Annotated in this window: 16 protein-coding genes; 3 read left to right on the forward strand and 13 right to left on the reverse strand. The window is 67.2% G+C overall.

Features of this window, described 5'->3' with window-relative positions; genetic code table 11:
• Window positions 1–204: 204 nt before the first annotated feature.
• The 3 genes from WFK98_RS10955 to WFK98_RS10965 all read right to left on the reverse strand — a co-directional run bounded on the left by WFK98_RS10955 (window position 205) and on the right by WFK98_RS10965 (window position 2,212).
• Window positions 205–711 (reverse strand): L-2-amino-thiazoline-4-carboxylic acid hydrolase, encoded by a 507-nt coding sequence (locus tag WFK98_RS10955; RefSeq protein WP_336800234.1) that lies wholly within the window; start codon window positions 709–711, stop codon window positions 205–207.
• Window positions 712–898: 187 nt separating this feature from the next.
• On the reverse strand, window positions 899–1,756 hold the full coding sequence (locus WFK98_RS10960; protein WP_442907396.1) for a class I SAM-dependent methyltransferase: 858 nt from the start codon (window positions 1,754–1,756) through the stop codon (window positions 899–901).
• Between the two features lie 180 nt (window positions 1,757–1,936).
• Complete coding sequence (locus tag WFK98_RS10965) at window positions 1,937–2,212, reverse strand: hypothetical protein (RefSeq protein WP_336800235.1); 276 nt, start codon at window positions 2,210–2,212, stop codon at window positions 1,937–1,939.
• Here WFK98_RS10965 and WFK98_RS10970 point away from each other — a divergent pair.
• Window positions 2,196–3,188 carry an AraC family transcriptional regulator gene (locus WFK98_RS10970; protein WP_336800236.1) on the forward strand — a complete coding sequence of 331 codons (993 nt, stop codon included), beginning with the start codon at window positions 2,196–2,198 and terminating at the stop codon, window positions 3,186–3,188. The genes WFK98_RS10965 and WFK98_RS10970 overlap by 17 nt on opposite strands.
• On the opposite strand, the gene WFK98_RS10975 is transcribed toward WFK98_RS10970, so the two are convergent.
• From WFK98_RS10975 to WFK98_RS10995, 5 genes are all read right to left on the reverse strand, one after another.
• Window positions 3,189–4,784, reverse strand: a complete 1,596-nt coding sequence (locus WFK98_RS10975; protein ID WP_336800237.1) for an FAD-dependent monooxygenase — start codon at window positions 4,782–4,784, stop codon at window positions 3,189–3,191.
• A 248-nt stretch (window positions 4,785–5,032) separates the two neighbouring features.
• Window positions 5,033–6,130: an ABC transporter ATP-binding protein gene (locus WFK98_RS10980; RefSeq protein ID WP_336800238.1), complete on the reverse strand. Its 1,098-nt coding sequence runs from the start codon at window positions 6,128–6,130 to the stop codon at window positions 5,033–5,035.
• A 25-nt stretch (window positions 6,131–6,155) separates the two neighbouring features.
• Window positions 6,156–7,016, reverse strand: a complete 861-nt coding sequence (locus WFK98_RS10985; protein WP_336800239.1) for a carbohydrate ABC transporter permease — start codon at window positions 7,014–7,016, stop codon at window positions 6,156–6,158.
• Window positions 7,013–7,867: a carbohydrate ABC transporter permease gene (locus tag WFK98_RS10990; protein ID WP_336800240.1), complete on the reverse strand. Its 855-nt coding sequence runs from the start codon at window positions 7,865–7,867 to the stop codon at window positions 7,013–7,015. Before WFK98_RS10990 ends, WFK98_RS10985 begins: the two co-directional genes overlap by 4 nt.
• A gap of 55 nt (window positions 7,868–7,922) precedes the next feature.
• Window positions 7,923–9,215 carry an ABC transporter substrate-binding protein gene (locus WFK98_RS10995; protein ID WP_266338049.1) on the reverse strand — a complete coding sequence of 431 codons (1,293 nt, stop codon included), beginning with the start codon at window positions 9,213–9,215 and terminating at the stop codon, window positions 7,923–7,925.
• A 493-nt stretch (window positions 9,216–9,708) separates the two neighbouring features.
• Between WFK98_RS10995 and WFK98_RS11000 the strand changes: the two genes are divergently transcribed.
• On the forward strand, window positions 9,709–10,797 hold the full coding sequence (locus WFK98_RS11000) for a LacI family DNA-binding transcriptional regulator (protein WP_266338050.1): 1,089 nt from the start codon (window positions 9,709–9,711) through the stop codon (window positions 10,795–10,797).
• 6 nt (window positions 10,798–10,803) lie between these two features.
• Here WFK98_RS11000 and WFK98_RS11005 read toward each other — a convergent pair whose 3' ends face one another.
• Window positions 10,804–11,586, reverse strand: a complete 783-nt coding sequence (locus tag WFK98_RS11005; RefSeq protein ID WP_336800241.1) for an enoyl-CoA hydratase-related protein — start codon at window positions 11,584–11,586, stop codon at window positions 10,804–10,806.
• 150 nt (window positions 11,587–11,736) lie between these two features.
• Between WFK98_RS11005 and WFK98_RS11010 the strand changes: the two genes are divergently transcribed.
• Window positions 11,737–12,915, forward strand: coding sequence for a glycoside hydrolase family 88 protein (locus tag WFK98_RS11010; protein WP_336800242.1), 1,179 nt, complete (start codon window positions 11,737–11,739; stop codon window positions 12,913–12,915).
• A gap of 172 nt (window positions 12,916–13,087) precedes the next feature.
• Here WFK98_RS11010 and WFK98_RS11015 read toward each other — a convergent pair whose 3' ends face one another.
• From WFK98_RS11015 to WFK98_RS11030, 4 genes are all read right to left on the reverse strand, one after another.
• Window positions 13,088–13,996, reverse strand: a complete 909-nt coding sequence (locus WFK98_RS11015; RefSeq protein ID WP_336800243.1) for an NAD-dependent epimerase/dehydratase family protein — start codon at window positions 13,994–13,996, stop codon at window positions 13,088–13,090.
• Between the two features lie 25 nt (window positions 13,997–14,021).
• On the reverse strand, window positions 14,022–15,110 hold the full coding sequence (locus tag WFK98_RS11020; protein ID WP_336800244.1) for an ABC transporter ATP-binding protein: 1,089 nt from the start codon (window positions 15,108–15,110) through the stop codon (window positions 14,022–14,024).
• 89 nt (window positions 15,111–15,199) lie between these two features.
• Complete coding sequence (locus WFK98_RS11025; protein WP_336800245.1) at window positions 15,200–16,429, reverse strand: ABC transporter substrate-binding protein; 1,230 nt, start codon at window positions 16,427–16,429, stop codon at window positions 15,200–15,202.
• Between the two features lie 127 nt (window positions 16,430–16,556).
• Complete coding sequence (locus WFK98_RS11030) at window positions 16,557–17,405, reverse strand: ABC transporter permease (RefSeq protein ID WP_266338056.1); 849 nt, start codon at window positions 17,403–17,405, stop codon at window positions 16,557–16,559.

The following is a 17,405-nucleotide window of genomic DNA, read 5'->3' on the forward strand; positions in this document are numbered from 1 at the left end:
TACGAAACGATCCCGCCGCTGGCAACCGCTTTTCGACCGGCCTGTTGGTACGCGCGCCTCGCCCATCCGCTGAGCAACGCCGCTCAAGCGCCTGACGCGACTCATGAACCCGCCGCAAGCCATGCGTCGGCAAGCCCGCAAACGGCCGGGCAAAAGGCGGGGAAAGGCAGGAAGGGACTGTCGGGCCGGCGCGGAATCGCGTCGCTACGCGCCGTCGGGATGGAACGTATAGCGGAAGTCGCAGTGCTCGGCGCCTTCCATCAGCGTCTGCGTTCGCTCCAGCGTGATGCGCGGGTCATAGCCCTGGCAGAAGACGCCGTCGCGGTTGCAGGAAAGCAGATGGCCGATCTGGCCGAGCCCCATCTCGCGATAGCTCTCGGCATAGCGGCAGCGATGGACGTTGTAGTCGAAATGGGTGTCGGTCGCCCGCACCACCTCGATCTCGAGCGCGTCGTCCTGGGTCCAGAGCGATTGCAGCTCCTGGAAGGTCCGGAGGCTGGTGCCGCCCTCGGTCCGCTCGGCGAAGGCGCGGCCGATATCGATCGCCGCCTGGCTGATCGCGGCGTCGAGGATCGCCTGCGCCCTCGCCTCGCCGATCTCGCGCACCATGCCGGCATAGATCGGCGCGATGATCGCCGCCTCGATCCGCCGGCGTTGCAGGATGCCGATCTCGCCCCCGGTCGCCGTCTTGCCGCTATCCGCTTCCGCCATGGCTGGCCTCCATTCCGTCCGCCGCGCCATCGCGCGGGCGAAGGGCGATCCTAGTCCAGTTGCCGGCAAAACGTCAGCCTGCAATGCCGGGGCACACAGCCCGGCGGACAATGAAAAACGGCGTCGCGGATTTCGCCGCGACGCCGCTTCAGCCGGCTATCGATGAATTGCGTCGTGCCTCAGGCGCTCAGCGCCGGGTAACGACGATTTCGAGATAATCCGAGGGCACCACCAGCGTACCGTCCTCGGCCTTGTTGAAGCGGGCGATCAGCGCCGCGATGTCTTCCGCCAGCGCCTTCTGGCCCGCTGCGTCCAGCGCGCCGAAGGCCTTCAGCGTCGGCCCGTAGAAGCGGCGGAAGATGTCGAGGAAATGCGCCGGCGAGCGGTAGCGGAACACGAACTGGCGCGGCTCGGCGGCGATGGCGCGCGCCGCACCGCCGAACATCTCGTCGATGCGCGACCGCGTGCCCCAGAGCGCCGGCGATTTGGCGCCCGGCGGCGGCGCGACATGCTTGCCGATTGTCTTGAACATCTGGCCGATGAAGCCTTCCGGCATCCAGTTGGCCATGCCGATCTTGCCGCCGGAGCGGCAGACGCGGACCATTTCCGCCGCGGCGCGGTCGTGATCGGCGGTGAACATCACGCCGAAGGTCGACATCACCGCGTCGAAGGCGCCATCCGCGAAGGGCAGGTTCTCGGCGTCGGCGTGGCGGAAGGTGACGGCGAGTCCCTCCGCGTCGGCGCGCTTGCGGCCGAGTTCCAGCAGGGCGTCGACATAGTCCGTCGAGGTCACGTCACACCAGCGCCGCGCGGCGGCGAGCGTAGCGTTGCCATTGCCGGCGGCGACGTCGAGCACGTTCTGCCCCGAGCGCAGGTCCATCGCCTCGCAGAGGCTCTCGCCGACGATCTGCAGCGTCGTGCCGACGACGGCGTAGTCGCCGGAGGACCAGGTCGCCTGCTGCTTCGCCTTCAGCGCGGCGAGGTCGGGGGCCGCGGTCATCACGGCGGGGTTCATGGTGTCGCTTCCAATCGAAGTCATGGTCATGCTCGTCTCCTGGACGGTTTACGCACGAGGTTCATTGTCGAGCGTTCGATCGGCCGCCTGGCGGCCGTGAGGGGTGAAGCGCGGCCGCGCCGCCGGTCGCACCGGCGGCACGTCGAAATCGGTTGCGTCATGAAGGCACCGATGAGCTCCCCGGGACCATGCCAACCCGACTGAGGCTGCTCAGGCCTGCCACGCGGATCTGCCCGACACGATGTCCCTGGGGCGGCGGATGGAGTAGCGCAGTTGCCGTTGGGGCAGAATGATCGCGCCGCCGGATTTCTTGCCCGAGCGTCCAGACCTGCTATTCTCGGATTGACCCAACGTCACCCGGACGGCATCGGGGCCGCCGCGCGCGGCGCCTGTCCATCCGGTCCGGTCGGCGATCGGCGACCGCCTCGCATCTGGATTTGGCCTGCCTGCGGCGTTTTCGGTTTCGCTCATGAATGTCGACGACAAGATCGACGTCCTCTCGGACGTGCTTTCCGCCATCCGGCTTACCGGCGCGGTGTTCTACGACGTCTCGGCGCGCGCGCCCTGGGTGGCCGAGGCGCCGCCGACGGAGCGGTTCGGCAGTCTCGTCATGCCGGGCGCCCAGCACACGATCGAATACCACGTCGTCACGCGCGGCTCGTGCTGGATCTCGATCGTCGATCGTGGCGCGTTCGAGCCGGTCGAACTGCGCGAGGGCGACATCGCCGTGATGCCGCAGGGCGACCCGCACGCGCTGTCGAGCCGCCCCGGCATGCGGGCCGAGCCGGAATGGAGCCTCCACCGCCGCCCGCCGGATGAATCGATGCTGCCCTTCGTCCTGAAGGCCGGCAGCGACGGCCCGGTCGAAACGCATATCGTCTGCGGCTTCTTCAGCTGCGACGCGCGGCCGTTCAATTCGCTGCTCGCCGCCCTGCCCCGCTTCATGCGGCTCGGCCGTTCCGCCGGCACGCCGGAGAGCCGGCTCGACCAGTTCATCCGCCTCGCCACCAGCGAAGCGGAGAACAGGCGCCCCGGCAGCCAGAGCATCCTGAACAAGCTCTCCGAGCTGATGTTCCTCGAAGTCGTGCGCCAGCACATGGACGAGCTCGGCACCGAGCGCACCGGCTGGCTCGCCGGCTTGCGCGATCCGCTGGTCGGGCGGGCGCTGGCGCTGCTGCACGGCGAACCGGCGCGCGCCTGGACGCTGGAGGATCTCGCCTCCGCCGCCGGCGCGTCGCGCTCGGCCCTGGCCGAACGCTTCACGCAGCTGGTGGGCTGCCCGCCGATCCAGTACCTGACGCAGTGGCGCATGCAGATCGCCGCCCGCCGGCTGGCCGAGGGCGGCGTCAAGGTCGCGGCGGTGGCGCAGGAGATCGGCTACGATTCCGAGGCCGCCTTCAGTCGCGCCTTCAAGAAATATGTCGGCCGGTCGCCCAGCGATTGGCGCGCCGCCGCGGGCTGATCAGGTCAGGCCGATCGTCCCGCGCAGATAGTCGAGCACGGCGGCGACCGACCAGTCGCTCGCGTGATAGCCGACATACTTGTCCGGCCGCACAAGCCAGGCGACATCGGTTTGCGGGCCGAAGGCGGCGCTGAACGTCCCATCCGCATCGTGCACCCATTCGACGCCAAGGGGCTGCGCATCGGACGACGCCGCCGTCACGGCGACGACGCGAACGAGACCCGGCCAGGCGGCCTCGAACGCGGCGGCCGCGGCTTCCGCCTTGTCGAGGTCGCCTTCGCCCGCCGCGACCAGCAGCACGAAGCGCGGCCCGCGCAGCAGGTCGAACAGCCGCAGCGGATAGCCGAAGCCGGCGCGGCGCAGGCCCTGCGCATCGGGAACCCGGTCGCCGGCCTGCACAGGCCCCTCGCCGGCCGAGACGCTGAGCGGCCCGTCGCGATAGGCGACCAGCAGCTGCGTATCCTGCAGCCGGTTTGGCGGCGCGCGGTCGCGGCCGAAATGGACGCTCTGCTCGGTCGTGCGCGCCACGACGTCGGCGGCGACCGGCAATCGCTCGGCCTCGTAGCTTTCGAGCAGGCCGGCCGAGGCCTTGCCCTCCGCCACCAGCGCCAGCTTCCAGGCGAGGTTGTAGGCGTCCTGGATGCCGGTGTTCATGCCCTGACCGCCGGTCGGCGGATGGATATGGCCGGCGTCGCCGGCGATGAAGGCGTCGCCGACCCGGTAGCGATCGGCGAGCCGCATGCTTATGCGGAAGGTCGAGGACCAGCGCAGGTCGGAAAGGACGGCCGGCTCCGGCAGCAGCCGGTCGGCGACCGCCTGCAGATCGGCGAGTGTCGCGCCCGGCCGGTCGGTCTGGATGCCGTGCTCGACGCCGTCGGCGGCATCGGCCGGGCCCGCTTCCGGCGCCATCATCGAGACGCGGTAGCGGCCCTTGCCGGGCAGCGGAATGGCGATGAAGAAATCGGGCGGGCCGTTCTCGACAAGGCGCATCGCCCGCATGGCGAGGCCGCGCGGCAGGTCCCAGTCGATATGAACGTCGCCGAGCATGAACCCCATCGGGAAGGCGTCACCGTCGAAGCCGATGCCAAGCGCCTTGCGCACGGCGCTGTGCGCGCCGTCGCAGCCGATCACATAGCGATAGCGCCCGCGCGTCGCGCCCTGCGGCGTGTCGAGGCCGACCTCGATGCCGTCCTCGGTGAAATCGAGGCTGGTGAGCGCCGTGCCATGCTCGACCGCGACGCCGAAGGTGGCGAGATGGGCGGTCAGCACCGCCTCGGTCGCATATTGCGGCACGCCGAGCGAGGAATAGGGCAGATCGGAGAAATCGTGCAGGACGTCGCGGGTCGGGCTGCCCGCGATGGCGAGCCGCAGGCCGGTCAGCCAGAGCCCGGCGTCGATCAGATCGCGCGCGATCCCCATGTCCTCGAACACTTCGAGCGAGCGCGGCGTCACGCCGATCGCCCGGCAATACGGCAAGGGCGCGCTGCTCCTGTCGACGATGCGGGCGCGCACGCCGTGCCGCGCCAGTTCCGCCGCGAGCGTCAGCCCGACGGGTCCCGCCCCCACCACCAGGATTTCCGCCCGAAGATCCTCCATCGCAGCCCCCTGTCCATCTTTCGCAGGATCGCCTCACGACGGCGCACCATCGAACCATGGCCGCGACGGAGACCGGAACATCGCCTGGAATGCACGTAGGAAGGCTGCGACTGCAGCCGGCGCGAGACTATCACGACGCTCGCACGCCCAAAAGGTCATCCGCCCGGCAGCGTTGGCGCGCGCCGGGCGGACGAGATTTTCAGGCCACGGCTGCGGCTCGCACCCGAGCCGGCCGAAGCCGCGTTCGTTCAGCGGATGGCGGCCTCGGTCTTGGCGTCGAAGAAGTGCATCGCCTTGGGATCGACCCAGAACGGCGCCTGCTCGTGCACGCGCAGTTCCGTTTCGGGCGCGATGCGCGACGCCATGATCAGCGTGTCCGCCACCTTGGTGCCTACCACGAGCTCCGATCCCAGTTGCTCGGTGACGGTCAGCCGGCCGTTGAAGCTGGTGCCGAGATCCTCCGCCGGCGTGCCGAGATGGATATACTCGGGCCGGATGCCGAGGATGACCGAACGACTGCCCTGCCCCGAAAGGCTCGCGACCTGCCGCTCCGGCACGGCGATGGAGAGATCCTTGGCGACGGCGCGCGTCCGGCCGCCCTCATTGACGAGGTCGACATGGATGAAGTTCATCGCCGGCGAGCCCATGAAGCTGGCGACGAAGCGGTTCTTCGGCCGGTTGTAGATGTCGAGCGGCGTGCCGACCTGCTGGATATAGCCGTCCTTCATCACGACGACGCGGTCGCCCAGCGTCATCGCCTCGACCTGGTCGTGGGTGACGTAGACCGAGGTGGTGGCGACGCGCTCGCGCAGCGCCTTCAGCTCGATCCGCATCTGCGCCCTGAGCTTGGCGTCGAGGTTCGACAGCGGCTCGTCGAACAGGAACACCTGCGGATGGCGCACGATGCAGCGGCCGAGCGCCACGCGCTGCTGCTGGCCGCCCGAAAGCTGGAACGGCTTGCGGGACAGCAGCGGCGCGAGGCCAAGGATGTTGGTGGCGTGCTCGACCTCCTTCTTGATCGTAGCCTCGTCGACCCGGCGGTTGCGCAGGCCGAAGGCGAGATTGTCGTAGACGGTCATGTGCTGGTAGAGCGCGTAGTTCTGGAACACCATCGCGATGTCGCGATCCTTCGGCGGCAGGTCGTTGACGACCTTGTTGCCGATCTGGATCGTGCCGGACGAGATGGATTCGAGCCCCGCCACCATGCGCAGCGTCGTCGACTTGCCGCAGCCGGACGGGCCGACCAGCACGACGAACTCGTTGTCGGCGATGGTCAGGTTGACGTCATGGACAACCGGGTGGCTGCCATAAGCCTTGCCGACATTCTTCAGGATGACTTCAGCCATTGCGGCCTCCAGAAAGCTGAGGGAATTACATCCGCAGGCCGCGAATGACGTATTTCTGACCGAAGATCGTCACCAGCAGCGCCGGCAGCATCGCCAGCACGGCGGTCGCGCTCATCAGGTTCCATTCCGTCCCGGTCTCGGTGACGAACTGGGCCATGGTCGAGGTGATCATCGGCGTGCGCTGGCCGGTCAGGATGAGCGCGAACAGGAACTCGTTCCAGGTCCACAGCCAGGACAGGATCGACAGCGCCGCGATGCCCGGCATGGCCGACGGCAGCGCCACCCGGCGGAACGCGCCCCAGCGGGTGCAGCCATCGATCAGCGCAGCATGCTCCATCGACGGATTGATGCTGTCGAAGAATCCCTTCATCAGCCACGAGAAGAAGCAGACATGCACGGCGATGTGCGGCAGCAGAAGGCCGAGATAGGTGTCGTAGATCCGCAAATTCGTGGTGACGAGATAGAGCGGCAGCACGAAGGAGATGTAGGGCACCGTGCGGAACACGTAGATCGTCGCGAACCACGTCTTTTGGATGCGGCCGGTGACGCGCGACAGCATGTAGCCACTGCCGACGGTAACGCCGAGCGAAACGACGGTCGCCAGCGTCGCCATGACGAAGCTGTTGAACATCGCATGCAGGATCTGCGGCTGCTGCAGCACCTCGACATAGTTCTGCAGCGTGAATTCGCTGCCGCGCCAGATGTAGTAGATGCCGGACGGCGGTCGGATCGAGGTCACCATCAGGATCGCCACCGGGCCGATGAAGATCAGCAGGACGGCGACGACGATGAGGACCAGGAAGACCCGCCAGGCGCCGGGCGCGAAGCGCTCGAACAGGGTCGGACCCGGCGCGACGATCGGGGTCGGGAAGGTTTCGACGGTCATCGGGAAACCTCCATCAGGCGGTTGACGAGCTTGTAGAGGCCGATGCCGACGACGAGCATGATCAGCGCGCCCAGGCCGGCGGCCGCGGCGCCCTTGCCGTAGTCGAGATGCACGAAGGCCTCGACATAGGCGTAGACGCTGAACACCTCGGTTTCGCGCGCCGGCCCGCCGCCGGTCAGGATCCAGACCTGGTCGAAGGTGCGGAAGGCGTCGATCGAGCGGATCAGCACGCAGACGATGATCACCGGCTTCAGCATCGGCAGCGTGATGTGCGTGAAGGTCTTCCAGGGACCGGACGCGTCGATCTGCGCCGCCTCGAACGGCTCCTTGGGCAGCCCCTGCAGCGCGGCGAGGATGATGATCGTGAACCAGGGCGCCCAGATCCAGACATCGGTCAGGATGATGAGCGAGAAGCTCGGCCACTTGTCCGAGAGCCAGCCGACTTCCGGAAAGCCCAGCACGTTCAGCAGCGTGGTGATGACGCCGAACTGGTCGTTGAACGACCAGCGGATCATCGTCGCCGTGATCACCGGCGCCACCGTCAGGGGCAGCAGGATCACGGTGCGGACGATGGGCCGGCCGAGAAACGGCTTGTTCAGGAGCAGCGCCAGGCCGAGGCCGGACGCCAGCGACAGCACGACCGAGGACACCATCAGCAGGAAGGTGTTCGGCAGCACGGTATGGAGGAAGACCGGATCGCTGAGGACGTCCTTGTAGTGCTTGAGGCCAATCCAGGTCTTGGCGGGGTTCACAAGGGACCAGTCGCGGAAGCTCGCATTCATGCCGATGAAGATCGGGATGATCTGGAAACAGACGAGCACCAGCGCTGCGGGGGCGACGAGAAGGAGCATGAATCGCTCCCTCTCGCCGAGGCGTGACGTTTTCGCCGCGACCCGTTTCATCGGCTTACTTCGGTGCGCCGTCATGGATCGGCTGGACGCCGGCTTCCAGCGTGGCCTGGATATCCTCTCGGCTACCCTTCATCGCCTTGATCATGACGTCCGAATAGACCTTGTGGGTCGCCGCCCAGTTGCGGAAGTAATAGGCGTCATGGACATGGGCGGAGTCGAACAGGATCTTGCTCATCTTGACCCAGTTCGGATCCTTTTCATCGAGAACCTTCCAGACCTTGGTGTTCGGCGGCGGGCCGCCGGTCAGGTTCCACTGCTCGATCTGGCCGTCGACGTCGGTCATCATGGCGCCGAGCAGCTTCTTGGCCGCCGCCTGCTTCTCGGCATCGATCACCTTGGGGATCGACCAGCCCCAGATGTCGATCCAGTTGCGGTGGCCGCTGCTGTTGGGGCCCTGCGGGAAGCTGGCGATGCCGACCTTGCCGGCGATCTTCGACTTGTCGGGATTGTTGAAGTTGCCGAGGAAGGTGGTGTCGGCGACCGTGAAGGCCGCGTCGCCCGCCTGGAAGATGGCGTTGGCCTCATCGCGCGAATAGGTGGTCATGCCGGGCGGGCTGATCTTGTTGGCATGCAGTGCATCCCACCAGAATTCAGCGGTTTCCTTCTGGCAGGCCGACGCCGTCATCGGCTTCCAGCCCGCCTCGCCCATCTTGACGTTGTCGCGCTCGTAGAGCGGCTCGTAGATGTCGCAATTGTTGTTCCAGAGCGTCCACCAGAAGCTGAAGAACGTGTTGGTGTAGGACATGCCGCCGACATAGCCCCAGCGGACCTTGTCTTCTTCCTGCAGCTTCTTGCTGACGGCGACCAGCTCGTCCCAGGTCTTCGGCACCTGGTCCTCGGGCACGAGGTCGGTGCGGTAGAAGAAGATTCCGGCCGTGGTGACGATCGGCACCGCCGTCGTCTGGCCTTCCTTGTTGTGGAACGGCTCGAGCTGGCCCTCGGCGACGTTGCGGACCTCGGTCACGTCCTCGACGGAGGCGAGATAGCCCTCGAGGTCCTGGCCCCAGTCGTCATTGTTCCAGATGATGTCGCACTGGTCGGTCGCGCCGGCGCTCAGCATCTGCGTGATCTTCGGCAGGTAGACCGAATAGGAAACCGGCGTCTTGTTGAGCGTGACGCCCTGCTCCTTGGCCCATTTCTCCAGGATCGTGACGTTCGCCGCGATCACCGGATGGTTCATGTAGCAGAGATTGAGCGTCGTCTCGGCGCGCGCGCCAACCGCCGACAGCGCGGTCAGCGACGACGCCAGCAGCAGCACCCTGGCCACCGATCGGCTTAGAATTCTCATGCGTTCCCTCCGCAGTAAAATCGGCGCCCTTGCGCCTTCTCGCCGCGCTGCGGACACAGCACGGCCCTTTGCCGGACAGCGCAGCCGCCGGACACCCTGCCTTCATTCCTGTTGGTCGAACCCCGGACGACGGACGGCTCCTCAACCGCCTTGCCGCCGGGGACATCGGACGCCGGCACCCCGGCCGTCCTTCTCCGCCGATCTCCCCGATCACGCGGAACACTCGCTCCCAGGCAGCCGCAATCCACGCGCCAGGGCGTCGCGGAAACGACTGGATCGCAGCGCGCCGACGAGCCGGAATGCGCGCCTCGCCGCCTTCTGAAATCGTTTTCAGATTGGCGCGCGAGCTTCAGCAGGTCAAGCGCCTTTTTTGGACAATTGCGAAGCGGGCTGCGTTCGGTTGCGGTGATGGACCCGGACACCCAATTCGACGATAGTGCCGCCATTCGCTCCGTGGCGGTCGTTCGGCTGCCCAAAGCCGTGTTCAACGTCCATGACCAAGAATAAGAGCAGCGCGCCGACGACAACACGATCGGACAGCAAGGTGAAACTCGGCGACGTCGCCCGGAAAGCCGGCGTTTCGCCTGCAACGGTGTCGCGCGTCCTCAACCACCCGGAGATCGTCAGCCCCGAACTGCGCGAGCGTGTCGGTCGCGCCGTGACGGCGCTCGCCTATACCCGCGACAGCGCCGGCCGGGCGTTGAAGTCGCGCCGCACCCGCACCCTCGGCGTCGTCGTACCCACGCTCGGCATCAGCATCTTCGCCGAAGGCGTCGAGGCAATGCAGAACCGGCTGAGCGAGCATGGCTACACGCTGCTGATCGCCAATTCGCAATATGAAGCGCGCCGCGAACTGCAGGAAGTCGCAAGCCTGCTGGAGCATGGCGTCGACGGGCTCGCTCTGGTCGGCGACGCGCAACTCCCTGAAACCCATCAGCTAATTCGCCAGCACGGCGTCCCCTACCTCACCACCTACGTGGCCACGGCGCGCGATGCGGTGCAGGCGATCGGCATCGACAATGAAGGGGCCGCCGCCTCGATGGCGCGCTATCTGCTGGAGTTCGGTCACCGACATTTCGGCATCATCGCCAACCTGCCGGAATCGAATGACCGCTCGATGTCGCGCTATCTCGGCATTCGCGCGGCGCTGGCCGAGGCCGACGTGCCCCTGCCCCATTCGCATGTGATCAGCATCAGCCAGACCCTGCAGCACGGCCGCCAGGGCCTCCGGCAGCTGATCCAGGCGAATCCCGAGATCACGGCGGTGATGTGCACGACCGATACGCTGGCGATCGGCGCGCTGGCCGAGGCGCGATCGCTCGGCCTCAAGGTGCCGCAGCACATCTCTATCACCGGCTTCGACGACATCGAACTGGCGAGCCAGTTCGACCCGCCGCTGACGACGATCAGCGTCCCGGCCAGCGAGATCGGCCGCGCCGCCGCCGATCACCTCGTCAATGCGGCGGCCGGCGTGCGCATTCCCGTGATCACCACCCTGCCGCACCGGCTCATCATCCGCGGTTCCGCCGGACCGCTGCCTGGCGCGATCCGCCGCCCGAAACTCGGCAAAACCGCGGAATAGCGGCCGCTAGCGCCCCGTGAACCGCGCGGGGCGCTTCTCGACGAAGGCCCGCATGCCCTCGCGCTGGTCCTCGGTGGTGAAGGCATGCCGGATGGCGCCGCGCTCGACCGCGAGGCCCATGGCAAGCGGCGTCTCATAGGCGGCCAGCACCGCCTCCTTGGCGAGGCGCGCCGCCATCGGCGCCTTGGCCGCGATCGTTTCGGCCACGGCGAGCGCGCGCGCCACCGCCTCGCCGTCCGGGCAGATCTCGGCAATCAGCCCCGCCTGCAGCGCCGCCTCGGCCGAGATCGGTTCGCCGGTCAGAACCATCCGCATCGTCAAGGACTTGCCGACCGTTCTCGCCAACCTCTGCGTCGCGCCGTCGCCGGGCAGGATGCCGATATTGATCTCCGGCTGGGCAAAGCGGGCGCTGGCGCCGGCGATGGCGATATCGCCCAGCATCGCCAGTTCATGCCCGCCGCCATAGGCGATCCCCTCGATCGCCACGACGATCGGCTTGCGGAACCCTTCGACCACCCGCCAGGCGGCGATACGGGCGGGATTGTCGATCGCCGCGAAGCCGTCGCGCTGCATTTCCTTGATGTCGGCGCCGGCCGAAAACAGGGAGGGACCGCCGGCCAGCACGACGCAGCGCACCGTGTCGTCGAGCGACGCCGCCGTCAGCGCGTCGGCGAGTTCCTGCAGCAGGGCGTTGCTCAGCGCGTTGCGCTGGGCCGGCCGGTTCAGGCTGACCTGAAGCACATGCTCGGACGGGCGCGCGATTGCGATCAGGGGGGCCGGTATCTGCAAGATGAGAACTCCAAATCGGGCAAGATGAAAAAACGCGCTTCAATTCTGAAAACGTTTTCTGATACAGGATGACAAAGCGGCCCTGAGGAGGCAAGCCCGGCACTTCCGCGCCGGCTTGGACACCGCGACATAACCGGAGGACCCTGCCCGATGTCGACTGCGCCCTATCACAAGGCTCTCGACCTTCTTGCCGCAAAGCTCATCGAGGACGAGCGGACGATCGGCGTCGAGTTTCCCTATGTCACCGCCCCGGACGGCGCCTGGCAGACCATGCCGGCCTCGGTCTCGGCCGGCTATACCGGCGCCAACTGGAGCCATGGCAACTGGTTCTGCGGCTTCTGGGTCGGCCTGCTGCTCGCCGCCTACCTGCACACGCGCGACGAGAAATTCCTGACGCTGGCGCGCGAGCGGATGCTGCTGGTCGAACAGCGCGCCGAGGACGGCAATACGCACGATATCGGCTTCATCTTCCTGAGTTCCGCGATGCCATTCTACCGCATCACCGGCGAGCGCCGGTATCGCGACATCGCGCTGCGCGCCGCCGCCCGCCTGCGCGACCGCCTCGTCGTGACGCGAAAGGGCGCCTACATCTCGTCCTGGGGGCCGATGAGCGATCCGCGCGGCCGCGCCAGCTCGGCGATCGACACGATGGCGAACATCCCCCTGCTCTACTGGGCGGCGACCGAGAGCGGCGATGCGAGCTTCCTGCTCGCGGCCGAGGCGCATGCCCGCATGACCGACCGCGCCTTCACCCGCCCCGACCTGACGCTCTATCACGCGGTCGAATACGACACGACGAGCGGCGAAAGGCTGCGCGGCTACACCTATCAGGGCCAGCACGATGAATCGTCCTGGTCGCGCGGCACCGGCTGGTCCGTCTACGGCCTGGCGGCAACCGCGGGCGCCACCGGCGATGGCCAGTATCTGGCGCGCGGCGGCGTCATCGCCGACAGGTGGCTGCAACAGCTGGGCGACGACATCGTGCCGCCATGGGATTTCAACGACACCGCGCCCGGCGCGGCGAAGGATTCGTCCGCCAGCGCGATCATGGCGGCCGGCCTGATCGATCTCGCTCGCCTTCATCGCGACGAGGCCGAGCGCGCCAGGTGGCAGGGCGAGGCGGACCGGCTCCTGACCGGCCTCTGCCACGACTATCTCGCCCGCGACCCCGCCCATCGCGGCCTCTTGACCAAGGCCTGCTATTCGATGCCGCACCAGATCGGCGTGCAGTCGGCGGTGCTGTTCGGCGATTACTTCTTCGTCGAGGCGCTGATGCGCGCCGTCATGCCCGGCGCCTTCAGCATCGAGCACCGGCAGATCCAGGGCTGAATGTCGGGTCGCTGAGCTCTGGCAATATCGGCCTGCAAAGCTCAACCATCATCCTGATGTGCCTCGCGGCAGCGAGGCCTCGAAGGAGGATCCAGCGGGCGCCGCAACGCGTGGCTGAACCACCCTTGCTTCACTCTCCCTCAGGGAGAGGCAAGAACGCGGCCCATACCCCTCACCCCGCCGCGCGCATCGCCTCGACGAAGCGGGCAATGCCTTCGGGGAGGTCGATCGCGGGCCGGTAGCCTAGGTCACGGCGGGCGGCCTCGATATCGATCGGTCCGTGATGGTCGTCGAGCGGGTCCGGCCCCGGGCCCAAAGTGATGCGCGCGCCCGGAATCTGTTCGGCCACCAGCTCGGCGACACGGTCGAGCGTGTCGATCCGGCCGCCCGTCACGTCGTAATAGGTCCGCGGCAGCGCAGGCGCGTCGAGGGCGGCGATCAGCGCCGCGGCGGCATCCTCGACATGGATGTACTGGCGCGGGAAGCCGGCACCGAACGGCAGGTCGAGCGCCTCGTCGGCTAGGCCTGCCGCGATCATCCGGCGCAGGATGCAGGACGTGCTGCGCTCGGGCCCGTAGATCCACGAAAGCCGCAGGCTGACGCCGGAAACGCCATGCTCGCGCGCATAGGCGTTGACCAGTTGCTCGCTCGCCACCTTGCTGGCGCCATAGACCGTCGAGGGCTGCGGCGGTGTCGCGGCGTCGATCGGCGCGCCGCCGGTCGAGCCATAGACGCTCGCCGACGAGCAATAGACGAAGCGCGGGACGCCGTGGATGCGCGCCAGCTCCAGCATGTTGGCCGTGCCGACGATGTTGGTCTCGACGATGGAGAAAGGCTTCTCCTTGCCGACCATCGGGCCGGAGATCGCGCCGCAATGCAGGATGCCGGCAAGCTTCTGCCGGCCCGCCAAAGCATGCAGCGCGTGCGTCTCGGTCAGGTCGATGGCGACGACGTCGACGCCGGAAATGCGGGTCGCGACGCGGTCGATGGCGAGAACGGGCCGGCCGGCGGCGGTCAGCTGGCGCAGCAGCGCGCGCCCCACCAGCCCGGCCGCGCCGGTGACGAGAACCGTATCCGTCATGATGTCTCCCTTCCCTGCCGCCGGCTCAGGCCGCGATCACGGTGGCCCGGTCGGGCAGCCAGGTCAAAACGAGGTCGCGACCGTCGGCGAACGTGTCATCAGGGTATTTGTCGACATGCGCCTCGAGCACGACGGTGCGCTCGTCCGGCAGCACCACGGCGAGGCGGCGGACATTGCCGACGCGGTGGCTGCGGGTGATCCGGGCGGCGATGGCGTTGCGCGGCGGCGTCTCGCCGGCGACCGGCACCTTGAGGTCGATCGCCTCGGCCGGAATGACGACCTTGGCGCTGGAGCCGCCGGCGACCGCGCCATTGGCAACGCCGACCAGCCGGCCGATCGGCGTATCGACGGCGACATGCTCGCCCTCGACCTGGCCGATGACGCCTTCGAAGATCGTGTTGCGGCCGATGAACTGCGCCACGAAGGCGGTGTTGGGCCGGGTATAGAGCTCGTGCGGCCGGCTGATCTGCTCGACGCGACCGCGATTCATCACGACGATCCGGTCGGAGAGCGACAGCGCCTCGGACTGGGCGTGGGTGACGAAGACGAAGGTGACGCCGAGCTCGCGCTGCAGCAGCTTCAGCTCGTTCTGGATCGACTTGCGCAGATTGGCGTCGAGCGCACCGAGCGGCTCGTCGAGCAGCAGGATGTCGGGCTCGACGACGAGGCCGCGGGCGAGCGCGATGCGCTGGCGCTGGCCGCCGGAAAGCTTGTCCGGGCGGCGGTCGGCAATGTCTTCCAGCCCGAGATTGGCGATCATGCGCTCGACCTTGGCGTCGCGCTCGGCCTTGGCCATGCCCTTCACCTCGAGCCCGTAGCCGATATTGCGACGGACGGTCATGTGCGGGAACAGGGCGTAGCTCTGGAAGATCGTCGAGGTCGGGCGGCGCTCCGGCGGCAGGTCGTTGACGCGCTGGCCACGAATGCGGATGTCGCCGGAGGTGATGGACTCGAAGCCCGCGATCATGCGGAGCGTCGTCGTCTTCCCGCAGCCCGACGGCCCGAGAAAGGCGATGAACTCGCCCTTGGTCACCGACAGGTCGAAATTGGCGACGGCGGTGGTGCCATCGTCATAGGTCTTGCCGAGATTGATGAGTTCGAGATCGTAGCCCACGGGATTCTCCTGCTGCCGAGCGCGAGGCGCGTCGCGCATTCGGTTGGAGGAGCGGCGTCACGGGACGCCGCTCCAGCGTGCTCTCGCCGTCAGGCGCTGAGGAACTCGTCCCACTTCTGGACGATGTGGTCATATTCTTCCGGCCACTGGTGCCAGTAGGCGACATTGGCCGCGCGCTGCTCCAGCGAGCCGCCGTCGCGCAGGTCTCCCTCCTTGATGCCGCGCTCGGGCGCGCCGACCCAGGGCTTGCCCTCGTACCAGAAGGCATACTTCTCCGGCGACATGAACTGCTTCAGGTTGGTCGAGGGCGAGTAGTAGCCCTGCTCCGAAACGGCGATGCCCGGAGGACCCGACAGCCAGTAGTCGGCATAGGCGGCGACGGCTTCCTTGTTGGGCGAGGAGGCGAGCATGGCCGGGCCGATGGCCCAGCCGCGATAGCCTTCCTTCGGCACGGCGTAGCGGCAGGCCTTGCCCTGCGCCTTGACGGCCATGACCGCCGGCTGCCAGGCGTCGCAGACGACCATTTCGCCCGAGGCGAGCAGGTTGACGAGCTCGCCGAAATCGCCCCAGAGCGCGCGGAACTGGCCATCCTTCTTCTTGGCGATCAGGAACTTGATCGCCTCGTCGATTTCGGCCTGCGAGGGGTTCGCCGGGTTCTTCACGTCGGAGAGGCCGAGCGTGTTCATGGCCATGAAGACCTGGCCGAACGCGGTCAGCGGATCGGTGTTGAGGCCGGACTTGCCCTTCCACTTCGGGTCGAACAGCGCCGTCCAGCTGTTGGCTTCCTCATCGGAAACGACCTCGGGATTGTAGCCGACCGAGTCGTAGTTGTAGACGGCGGGCACCAGCCAGAGCTTGGTCTGGCCTTCATCGGCCCAGATCTGGCCGGTGATCTGCGCGTTCGGCGCCCACTTGGCGTCCGGCTTGGTGAAGGTGTCGCGGATATTGGCCCAGTTCTTCAGCGAGCTGACCGGCACGGCCTCGACATTGTTGGTCATGACGACGGCGGGAAGCCGCTCGACATTGGTTTCCCAGCAATCATAGTCGGCCGATCCGGAAAGGATCTTGGTCTGCGCGTCGGGATGGGTCGAAGCCGTGCCCGAAACCGAGCCGACGCCGGACGCCGTCTTGAAATCGGCCAGGATGCGTTCCTGCACCGTGACCGACAGGCCGATCGTGCGCAGGCTTTCGTTCGCCAGCGCGCTCTCCGCCGCGAAGGCCCGCGAGGCCGAGGCGAACGGCACGCTGCCCGCCGCAACCGCCATTGCGCCCGCACCCTTGAGCAGGAAGCGACGCGTCATCTCCATCTGTTTGTTCATGCTTCACCTCGGTCTGGTTATGCCTGCTGCTTTTGTTCTGACCGGCGTCCGTCAGGCGGCGGAGCCGGAACACTGGAAAGACGGAGGCGGATCAGGCCACCTCCTCGCTAGTTCGCATGGAGGCGGGTCAGGCCGCCTCCTCCTGGATCGCAACCTGCTTGGCGCGCCGCACGGACAGCCCCATCAGCACGCCGTAGACGCTCAGCAGCGCGAAGGAGAACAGGGTCGTCAGGACGCCGAAGGCGAAGATGTTGGGATGGATCTCGACGGAGAACGTGCCGTAGATCGCGAGCGGCAGCGTCAGGTCGCGGCCGGAGGCAAACAGCGTGCGCGAGAACTCGTCGTAGCTGAGCGTGAAGGCGAACATCATCGCCGACAGCACGCCCGGGAAGATCAGCGGGAACGTCACCTTGCGGAAGGTGCGCACCGGCGACACGCCGAGCGACCAGGACGCTTCCTCGACGCTCTGATCGAAGCGGTTGAAGATCGCCAGCATCACCAGGAAGGCGAAGGGATAGGTGTAGACGACGTGCAGCACGAAGGCGGTGCCCCACCAGTGGCGGTCGATGCCGAGCACGTTGGAGACCAGCGACATGCCGAGGCCGACAAGCAGGCCGGGCACCATCATGCCGAGCACGATCAGGTAGAAGACGACGCCCGAGCCCTTGAAGCGGCTGCGGAAGGCCTGGGCCGACATGACGCCGAGCGTGGTCGAGACGACCATGGTCATGAAGGCGAGGACCAGCGAGCGCAGCAGGCCGGAGCCGACCGGCAGCGGCGCGATGCGGCTCGGCGGCACCAGGCCGAGCAGGTGGCGGTACCAGTAGGTCGACCACTCGACGATGGGAAACTGCGGCCCGCCTTCCGGTCCCGTCTGGAAGGAGATGATGGCCAGCACCACCATCGGCGCATAGAGGAAGGTCAGGAACAGGACGGTGTAGACGCCGAGCGCGGGCTTCACGAAGGTCGACTGCAT

The sequence above is a fragment of the Kaistia sp. MMO-174 genome (assembly GCF_037147815.1).
Lineage (GTDB): Bacteria > Pseudomonadota > Alphaproteobacteria > Rhizobiales > Kaistiaceae > Kaistia > Kaistia nematophila.

Excerpts from the sequence above, each read along its gene's own strand:
- WFK98_RS11010 (WP_336800242.1), top strand. The coding sequence starts at position 11,737 with ATGTCGACTGCGCCCTATCACAAGGCTCTCGACCTTCTTGCCGCAAAG.
- WFK98_RS11000 (WP_266338050.1), top strand. The coding sequence starts at position 9,709 with ATGACCAAGAATAAGAGCAGCGCGCCGACGACAACACGATCGGACAGC.
- WFK98_RS10960 (WP_442907396.1), bottom strand. The coding sequence starts at position 1,756 with ATGACCATGACTTCGATTGGAAGCGACACCATGAACCCCGCCGTGATG.
- WFK98_RS11015 (WP_336800243.1), bottom strand. The coding sequence starts at position 13,996 with ATGACGGATACGGTTCTCGTCACCGGCGCGGCCGGGCTGGTGGGGCGC.
- WFK98_RS10985 (WP_336800239.1), bottom strand. The coding sequence starts at position 7,016 with ATGACCGTCGAAACCTTCCCGACCCCGATCGTCGCGCCGGGTCCGACC.
- WFK98_RS10980 (WP_336800238.1), bottom strand. The coding sequence starts at position 6,130 with ATGGCTGAAGTCATCCTGAAGAATGTCGGCAAGGCTTATGGCAGCCAC.
- WFK98_RS10955 (WP_336800234.1), bottom strand. The coding sequence starts at position 711 with ATGGCGGAAGCGGATAGCGGCAAGACGGCGACCGGGGGCGAGATCGGC.
- WFK98_RS10970 (WP_336800236.1), top strand. The coding sequence starts at position 2,196 with ATGAATGTCGACGACAAGATCGACGTCCTCTCGGACGTGCTTTCCGCC.
- WFK98_RS11025 (WP_336800245.1), bottom strand. The coding sequence starts at position 16,429 with ATGAACAAACAGATGGAGATGACGCGTCGCTTCCTGCTCAAGGGTGCG.
- WFK98_RS10995 (WP_266338049.1), bottom strand. The coding sequence starts at position 9,215 with ATGAGAATTCTAAGCCGATCGGTGGCCAGGGTGCTGCTGCTGGCGTCG.
- WFK98_RS10975 (WP_336800237.1), bottom strand. The coding sequence starts at position 4,784 with ATGGAGGATCTTCGGGCGGAAATCCTGGTGGTGGGGGCGGGACCCGTC.
- WFK98_RS11030 (WP_266338056.1), bottom strand. The coding sequence starts at position 17,405 with ATGCAGTCGACCTTCGTGAAGCCCGCGCTCGGCGTCTACACCGTCCTG.
- WFK98_RS10990 (WP_336800240.1), bottom strand. The coding sequence starts at position 7,867 with ATGCTCCTTCTCGTCGCCCCCGCAGCGCTGGTGCTCGTCTGTTTCCAG.